1 protein-coding gene and 1 tRNA gene are annotated in these 598 nt (G+C 65.1%); both read right to left on the bottom strand.

From position 1 onward, the window contains the following. Positions 1–136: 136 nt before the first annotated feature. Positions 137–212, bottom strand: a tRNA-Phe gene (locus tag FLO80_RS23670). A gap of 113 nt (positions 213–325) precedes the next feature. Further along, positions 326–598, bottom strand: a 273-nt coding sequence (locus FLO80_RS23675; RefSeq protein WP_246156793.1) for a Gfo/Idh/MocA family oxidoreductase, incomplete at its 5' end; no start/stop codon positions are given.

Here is a 598-nt window from a genome sequence, read left to right on the forward strand (position 1 = left end):
TGATCTACTTCCTCTGCACCAGCGGCGCATCCTACGTGAATGGCGCGGAAATCCACGTCAACGGCGGGCAGCACGTCTAGGCGAACGGCGGAAAGCAAAAAGGCCCACCCGGAGGTGAGCCTTTTCGTCGTATTCATGGTGCCCAGGGACGGAATCGAACCGCCGACACGGGGATTTTCAATCCCCTGCTCTACCAACTGAGCTACCTGGGCAACGGGGCGCAATTAAACGGGTTTAGCGCGGCAGTGTCAACACCGGCGAAGAAATTTTTTTTGTTTTTTAACGCCTTACGATCCCCTCGCGGTTTCCGCCGGACTGCCGGGCCTCAGTTCCAGGCCTGGCGTTCCTCGTCGCGCAGCTCCACCGGCAGGCTCCGGCCTTCCTCGGCGGAGCGTCGTGCCAACTCCAGCAGGGCCATCAGCGCGCAGGCCTGTTGCGCCGACACCGGGTTGCGCGACTGGCCGCGGATGGCGGCGGCCAGCGCCTGGTAGTAGCGGCTCTGGTCGCCGGCCGGGGTGACCAGCGACTGGCGCAGGCCCTGGCCATCGATGTGCTGCAGCAGGTCGGGATCGCGGCCCCAGCCGGCGGAACCGGGGTG

The organism is Aquicoccus porphyridii (genome assembly GCF_008369105.1).
In the GTDB taxonomy this organism is placed as follows: domain Bacteria; phylum Pseudomonadota; class Alphaproteobacteria; order Rhodobacterales; family Rhodobacteraceae; genus Aquicoccus; species Aquicoccus porphyridii.